The following is a 7,369-nucleotide window of genomic DNA, read 5'->3' as shown; positions in this document are numbered from 1 at the left end:
GGCCCGAGGCCCGTGTGCCGCTTGAAAAAGCGGCAGAAGTAGGCGGGATCCTGAAAGCCGAGGTCGAAGGCCAACCTGGACACGGGCGCCGCTACGTGTACGAGCCTGCGGCAGGCTTCGCGCGCAAGCCGGGTGTGGATCAGGGACTGGGCGTTCTGCCCCGTCTCATTGCGTACCATCCGGTTGAGCCTTTCGGTGGAGAGTCCCAATTGTTCGGCATAGCGCGAGACGGGCCAGTGCTCGCGGTAGTGCGACTCCAGCAGCACCACCCAACGCGTGTAGTGCGCCTGCCGGCCCGCGGTGTCTCGCCGTGCGGCCGTTTGCGCATCGCGGCGTGCCACCTGCGCCAGCCGCCAGACGACGGCGCGCGCAAGCCACAAGGGCACCGGGCCATCGAGGCCGTCGGCTGTGTTGCTTTCGGCATGCAGCGCTTCGAACAAGGTTTGCAAGCGCATCGCCTCGGGCGACGAGGCTTCCAGCGTCATGACGCGGGGCGACCCGAAAAGCAGGTGGAGCGCGGCGTCGATGCCGGCCGCATCGCCCTCGGCGAGCAGCGTCGCGTCGAGGGTCAGGACGAAGCCGTCGCAATCGCGCGAGAAACGGAACGCATGCGCGACGGCGGGAGGAATCGCCAGCGCTGCCGGACCCGTGCTGCTGCTGCTTGATTCGTCCAACATCGCATCGACGCGGCCGGAGCGCAGCCACACCACCTGATGCAGCCCCTGGTGGACATGCGCATCGATTTCCCAATCGTAGAGCCGGCTGCGCGAATCAATGGATTCGATATGAAGAAGCGGCGTACCCGGGCGGCTTTGCTCTCCGTAGAGCGAGAAGGCCGGCAATCGCGCAGTCTTTCGGCGAGGGGTGGGGCGGCGTGGAGACGACGAATCGGGCATGCACGCAATGTACGGCAAAAGTGCAATTGTTGGAGGGCTTCCGTCCAAGGTGCGGCAGGCCCTGCCCGCGCACAATTCGAACGCGAAGTGCTTCCGCTTCGATCAATAGGAGACTCCCATGAAAACTCAGGTCGGCATCATCGGCGGCGGTCCCTCGGGGCTGCTTCTCTCGCAACTTCTTCATCTGCAGGGCATCGACAACGTGGTGCTCGAACAGCACAGCCGCGAATATGTACTGGGCCGCATTCGCGCCGGCGTGCTGGAGCACGGATTCGCCGCGCTGATGCGCGAGGCGCAGGTCGGCGAGCGCATGGACCGCGAAGGCGAGATCCATCATGGCTTCTACATCGCGCACGACGGCATCAAGGAACGGGTCGACTTGAGCGGCCTGACCGGGGGCAATTCGGTCGTCGTCTACGGCCAGACCGAACTCACGCGCGATCTCTATGAAGGCCGCGACAAGCTCGGCGGTATCGTGATACACAACGCGCAGGACGTGAAGCCGCACGACCTCGAAAGCGAACACCCCTACCTGAGCTATCGCATGGGCGACCAGGTCGAGCGCATCGATTGCGACTACATCATCGGCTGCGATGGCTTCCACGGCGTGAGCCGCAAATCCATTCCGAAGGACAAGATCACCGAGTTCGAGCGCGTCTACCCCTTCGGGTGGCTGGGCGTGCTCTCGCGGACGAAGCCGGTGTCGCCCGAACTCATCTATGCCAAGCACGATCGCGGCTTCGCGCTGTGCTCGCTGCGTTCGCAGACGCTGAGCCGCTACTACATCCAGGTACCCTTGACAGACAGCGTCGATGATTGGTCGGACGAGCAGTTCTGGAACGAACTCAGGAAGCGTTTGCCGCAGTCGGTGGCCGCCGAACTCACGACCGGTCCCTCCATCGAGAAGAGCATCGCGCCGCTGCGCTCCTTTGTGGCCGAGCCGATGCGCTACGGTAACTTGTTCCTCGCCGGCGATGCCGCGCACATCGTGCCACCGACCGGCGCACGCGGCCTCAACAGCGCCGCATCCGACATCTACTACCTCTATCACGCAATGGTCGATCATTACAAGAAGCGCGATGACCGCGGCCTCGACACCTATTCGCAGAAGGCGCTGGCCCGGGTCTGGAAGGGGCAGCGTTTCTCGTGGTGGATGACCACCCTGCTTCATCGCTTTCCTGACAGCAGCGCCTTTGACCGGCGCCTGCAGGACACGGACCTCGCCTATCTGTTCTCGTCCCGCAAGGCACTGGGCTCGCTGGCCGAGAACTATGTGGGACTGCCGTTCTAGACATTTTGGTCGCCTTGCCGGGGTAGGCGGCCGGTCCCCAACATCGCAGGTTGCACGACAAGGCGTCTAGGGCGACATGCTGTGACTTGCGTCGTCAGCAACAAGGAAGCCGCCCGACTCCAGTTTAGAAATGACCGGGTAGGCGTGTTCGTTTGTCGGAAAGGTGCGATCACTGCGCGTCGAGCATTCGGCTGCCGGCGATCCATTCGTTCGCGCTGTGCAGGCGTGAGGAAGTCGACGGGCAGGAGCAGTCAAAGTGCCTCGGCGCAGAAAGCGACCGGGGTGACGATGCGACAGCGGCCAAAATGCCCGCGCAGGCTTCAAGGTGCGGTGAACGCGGCCAGATTCAACTTGAGCGCCGCCTGGAGAAGGCGTCGATCGCGTGTCCAAAGGCTCGTACCGACGGCGAGACGGGTGGCGGCAAGCAGGTGAAGATCGACATAGCCGATCCCGACGCCGAACAACCGTTCGTTGTTGAGAAACGCCATCACCTCGACATGGCGCACCAGAGGTATCTCGGGCAAGGCCTGCAATGCGCCGACCGTCTCATCTCGCTGATTCAGGCTGCCCAGCGAGATCTCCGCAACGATGTACGGATGCATGAGGACTTCACCCTCTTCAAGCAGCGATTGCAGTTCTGAATCGCCTCTGGCGAGGTGATCGATCCACACCGACGTGTCAACGAGGATCATCGGCGAGCTCCCCCCGCCGTCGTGGCGCTGCCTGAAGGTTCGGCGCGCTGCCTCCCAAGCGCGCCAGCCGTCGCGCGGCTTCCCTCTGGACCAGCGTCTTGAGCGCTTGCTGGATCAGCGCCGAGTTCTCCTGGATACCCGTGAATGTTCGAGCTTGGGCGAGCAACTCGTCGTCCAGGGTCACGGTGGTGCGCATCGCATTCTCCTTTGAGGGAGTCAAATATAGCATCAAATGATGCCATATTTGGTGCTGAATACCGCACTTCCATTGCAAGCGTTGCGGCACCGGTTGGGTAGGGCACCTCGGCTGACGCGAGCGGCTCCTGCGGGGGCGCGATGCCTATCCCAGAATCTGCATCTTCCGCTCGACGCTGCCCGGCGCTCGGTAGCCGGCGCATCGGCGGCATTGTTGAAAAGCGCGCAAAGCGGATCGAACACGACGCTGGACACCGGCGGATCCTTGACCGTTTCCGATTCGCATGGATGAGCTGTCAATGTCTCATCGAACAACGAGAGAAGGCCATGCCGCAATTGCTGCATCGCGCGGCCCGGGGCTCGCAGCACGGAGCGGGACAGGAGGGTCAGGGCCTTGACGGGGAGCGCGCGTCGGTTTGCCGATTTGGGCTAACGGTGGAGGGCGCCCTCGCTTCATAGTTCGTGCACCGCACTGCATGCGGGTCAGGCCGGGCACATCTTCTGCTCGCTTGCCGGTGCACTCGCAGGTGAGGATTCAATCCCGATGTGGACACGAGGTTTTTCGCCCTTTCTGCCGCTCGCCTTGGCGCTGACGCTCGCAGGCTGTGCTTCCACGACCCACTCGCCCCCCGGCAATCCCGAAGGACAGATCGTCATGAATGTGGAACAGATCAAGGAGGCTCTCGTCGGAGACTGGGCGAGCATCGCCCCGGAAATCCGCCCCAGCGCCAGCAAGAGCGCCGACGGCACGCTCAAGCCGTTCTATCTGACGCGCGAATTCAAGTACCTGGCCGGAGATCGATTCGAACTGAAGGTCGTCAATTCGGCAGACCCGAACGGTGCGGTGCCCCTTGCCCGTCTCGTCATTCGGGGTCACATGCTGTGGCGCGGACCTCACCCGATCGCCGCAGGTGCGCAAAAGGTGGACTTCGTTGCGGACGAGGGATACGAGGTGACGCCACTGATTCAAGGGTTTGCCGACCTGCTGAATCAGGTTGCCGGCAAGGGCTACGGAAAGTGGCAAGTCAACGACACGCAAAGCGTGTTCGGCAAGGCATTCCCGCCGTTCGGATTGAGCGAAGGGAAAAACTTCATGGAGTTCGACCTCGTCTACCTCAACCATGACATGCTGTTCTGGGGCGCGCGCAACGTGGACGGCCGTGGGTTCGACAAGGAAGAGAACAGGCCGACGAACCTGCAGATCCCGCTCGCTCGGAAGTAGGATCGAGGGCCCGGTTCGTCGACGATCAAGGCGCATGTCTGGAGCGCGGGAATGAGTCAATCCATTCCGGTTGCGCCGGTTTCATGTGTCGCGGGTCACGCGATAGCGTCGTGGATCGCTGAGATCCGGCTCGCGCACTTTGTCAAGGAGGCCGCCACGTGAAGGTCAATGGAACAAACAGACCGGTCGAGTCGATGGTAGACGGGGACATCGCGGTGCTTTGGGTGCTGCGCGACGTGCTGGGCATGACGGGCACGAAATTCGGCTGCGGAATGGGGCTGTGCGGCGCCTGCACGGTGCACGTCGACGGCGTCCCCGCTCGTTCGTGCGTCACTCCGCTGCAATCGGTGGCCGGCTCGAACGTCGACACCATCGAGTCACTGGCCGGCACGCCGGTCGGCCGCGCGCTGCAGAAGGCGTGGCTGCAACTGGAGGTGGCGCAATGCGGTTACTGCCAATCGGGCCAGCTGATGTCGGCCGCCGCGCTGCTGACGAAGAATACGACGCCGACCGATGCCGACATCGATGCCGCGATGAGCGGCAACATCTGCCGCTGCGGCACCTATCTGCGCATTCGTACAGGCATCAAACAGGCGGCACTCGCCCTGTCCGCGAACGCGAAGGGCGGTTGACATGATCTTCGATCGATGGATGAACGAGGCGCGCGCAGACTTGTCGCGGCGCGATTTTCTGTCCGTCGCCAGCACGGTGGGCGGCGGACTGCTGATGGGCGTAGTCATCGCCGGCGCACCGGATCTGGCCGAGGCCGCAGAGGGAACCCGTGGCCCTTCGTTTGCACCCAACGCCTTCATCCGCATCGCGCCGGACGGCCAGGTGACCGTGATCATGGGCTACATCGAGATGGGACAGGGCACCTACACCGCGATCCCGATGCTGATTGCGGAGGAACTGGAGGTCGATCTGCAGACGGTGCGATTCGAGCATGCGCCGCCGAACGACAAGCTGTATGCGAACCCCTTGTTCGGCATTCAGAGCACCGGCGGATCGACGGCCATCCGCGGTGCATTCGAACCCATGCGCCGGGCTGGGGCCACCGCGCGGGTGATGCTGGTCCAGGCCGCCGCGCAGCGCTGGAAGGTGGACCCGGCGGCGTGCAGGGCCGAACGCGGCGAGGTCGTCCATGCGGCGAGCGCGCGGCGGCTCAGGTATGGCGCACTGGTCGCGGATGCTGCTCGGTTGCCGGTGCCTGACAAGGTCGTCTTGAAGCCTCTGGCGGACTTCAAGCTGATCGGCACGCCCGCCAAGCGCCTCGACACCCCGGCCAAGGTGAACGGCACGGCGGTGTTCGGCATCGACGCGAAAGTACCCGGCATGAAGGTGGCGACGCTGGCGCAGTCGCCGGTGGTCGGCGGGCGACTGCGCAGCGTCGACGACAGCAAGGCCAAGGCGATCCGCGGCGTGCGCCAGATCGTGCGGCTGGACGACTGTGTCGCGGTCGTCGCCGACCACATGGGCGCGGCCAAGAAGGGCCTCGCGGCGCTGGTGATCGAGTGGGACGACGGTCCCAACGCCAAGCTGAGCACCGCGGACATCGTCGAATCGATGAAGGCAGCGTCGCAACGGCCGGGCGCGGTCGCCCGCAGCGAAGGCGACAACGCCCAGGCGATGGCCGGTGCGGCGACACGGCTCGAGGCGGTCTACGAGGTGCCGTTCCTGATCCATGCCGCCATGGAGCCCTTGAATTGCACGGTGCATGTGCGCAAGGACATCTGCGAGGTGTGGGTCGGCAGTCAGGTGCTGACGCGTGCCCAGGCCACGGCGGCGGCTGTCACTGGCCTTCCGCTCGACAAGGTGACGGTGCACAACCATCTTCTGGGCGGCGGCTTCGGCCGACGCCTGGAGATCGACAGCGTGACCCGCGCGGTGCAGATCGCCCGGAAGGTCGACGGCCCGGTGAAAGTGATCTGGACACGCGAAGAAGACGTCCAGCACGACATGTACCGTCCTTACTTCTATGACCGCGTCAGCGCCGGCCTCGGCCCGAACGGCCAGCCGGTGGCCTGGACGCATCGCATCACCGGTTCTTCGATCCTCAAGCGCTGGCTGCCCGCCGCCTACAACAGCGGATTCGATCCCGAGACGGTCGACGGTGCGGTGACGCCGCCCTATGCGTTGCCGAACGTGCTGATCGAGTACGTGAACCACGAGCCGCCGATTCCCACCGCGTTCTGGCGCGGCGTCGGGCCGACCCACAACATCTTTGTCGTCGAGAGCTTCATCGACGAACTTGCCGCTGCGGCGAAGGCCGACCCGCTGAGCTACCGGCTCGCGCTCCTCGAAGAAAACCCGCGGGCCCGCGCCGTGCTGCAGTTGGCAGCCGAGAAGGCGCAATGGGGCCGCGCAATGGGAGAGCGCCAGGGCCGCGGCCTTTCCGTGCAGTTCGCCTTCGGCACGTACATGGCACAGGTGGCCGAGGTGGAGGTGGCTCGGGACGGGAGCGTTGCGGTGCGGCGCGTCGTCTGCGCCGCGGATGCGGGGGTGATCGTCAATCCGGACACCGTTCACGCGCAGATCCAGAGCGCGGTGATCTTCGGCATCTCCGGCGCGCTCTACGGCCAGGCCACATTGAAGAATGGCCGCATCGAGCAGTCGAATTTTCACGACGTGCGCGTGCTGCGCATCAACGAAGCACCGGCGATCGAGATTCACATCATTCCAAGCGCCGAGCCGCCGGGCGGGATGGGCGAGCCCGGCACGTCGTGCTTGGCGCCGGCCGTGACCAACGCGATCTTTGCCGCGACCGGCAGGCGCGTGCGCAGGCTGCCGGTGGATCCGGATCAACTCAAGTCTGCCTAGTCTTACTGTGTCAATAAAAACAAGGCATTATGTGCACTTCCTCAACTGATGGGTGAAGAGCCATGGGTATGAGTCAACGGTTCGACCAGTACATGCACCATCTGGCGGAAGGGCTGGGTCACTCAGATCGTCACGCGGGGCTCAAGGGCTACTGCACCGGACTGATGCTGCCGCTGTCGCGCAAGAGCGTGGAGCCGATGGCCGCTCGGGTGGACCCGCTGCACGCCAGCGCCCGGCATCAGGCCCGGCATCAGGC

At 64.4% G+C, this 7,369-nt stretch carries 8 protein-coding genes; 5 read left to right on the top strand and 3 right to left on the bottom strand.

The genetic code is table 11. The features are described 5' to 3' along the window. Positions 1 to 842, bottom strand: an 842-nt coding sequence (locus AC1DYD_RS40835) for a helix-turn-helix domain-containing protein (RefSeq protein ID WP_478178406.1), incomplete at its 3' end; no start/stop codon positions are given. A 172-nt stretch (positions 843 to 1,014) separates the two neighbouring features. Here AC1DYD_RS40835 and pobA point away from each other — a divergent pair. Next, complete coding sequence (pobA, locus tag AC1DYD_RS40830) at positions 1,015 to 2,187, top strand: 4-hydroxybenzoate 3-monooxygenase (protein ID WP_478178405.1); 1,173 nt, start codon at positions 1,015 to 1,017, stop codon at positions 2,185 to 2,187. Between the two features lie 320 nt (positions 2,188 to 2,507). Here the strand turns inward: pobA and AC1DYD_RS40825 are convergent, their stop codons facing one another. Both AC1DYD_RS40825 and AC1DYD_RS40820 read right to left on the bottom strand, forming a co-directional pair. Continuing rightward, on the bottom strand, positions 2,508 to 2,879 hold the full coding sequence (locus AC1DYD_RS40825; RefSeq protein WP_478178404.1) for a type II toxin-antitoxin system VapC family toxin: 372 nt from the start codon (positions 2,877 to 2,879) through the stop codon (positions 2,508 to 2,510). After that, positions 2,866 to 3,075 carry a type II toxin-antitoxin system VapB family antitoxin gene (locus AC1DYD_RS40820; RefSeq protein WP_478178403.1) on the bottom strand — a complete coding sequence of 70 codons (210 nt, stop codon included), beginning with the start codon at positions 3,073 to 3,075 and terminating at the stop codon, positions 2,866 to 2,868. Before AC1DYD_RS40820 ends, AC1DYD_RS40825 begins: the two co-directional genes overlap by 14 nt. Positions 3,076 to 3,618: 543 nt before the next feature. Between AC1DYD_RS40820 and AC1DYD_RS40815 the strand changes: the two genes are divergently transcribed. The 4 genes from AC1DYD_RS40815 to AC1DYD_RS40800 all read left to right on the top strand — a co-directional run. Continuing rightward, positions 3,619 to 4,296, top strand: coding sequence for a hypothetical protein (locus AC1DYD_RS40815; RefSeq protein ID WP_478178402.1), 678 nt, complete (start codon positions 3,619 to 3,621; stop codon positions 4,294 to 4,296). Positions 4,297 to 4,454: 158 nt separating this feature from the next. After that, positions 4,455 to 4,928, top strand: a complete 474-nt coding sequence (locus AC1DYD_RS40810) for a (2Fe-2S)-binding protein (protein ID WP_478178401.1) — start codon at positions 4,455 to 4,457, stop codon at positions 4,926 to 4,928. A gap of 1 nt (position 4,929) precedes the next feature. Further along, complete coding sequence (locus tag AC1DYD_RS40805) at positions 4,930 to 7,113, top strand: xanthine dehydrogenase family protein molybdopterin-binding subunit (protein ID WP_478178400.1); 2,184 nt, start codon at positions 4,930 to 4,932, stop codon at positions 7,111 to 7,113. Positions 7,114 to 7,175: 62 nt separating this feature from the next. Then, positions 7,176 to 7,369, top strand: a 194-nt coding sequence (locus tag AC1DYD_RS40800; RefSeq protein ID WP_478178399.1) for a transposase, incomplete at its 3' end; no start/stop codon positions are given.

It is taken from the genome of Variovorax sp. P4_B11, assembly GCF_056402355.1.
Note: the sequence above shows the minus strand (reverse complement) of the source record. Positions and strands in the feature narration are given on the sequence as shown.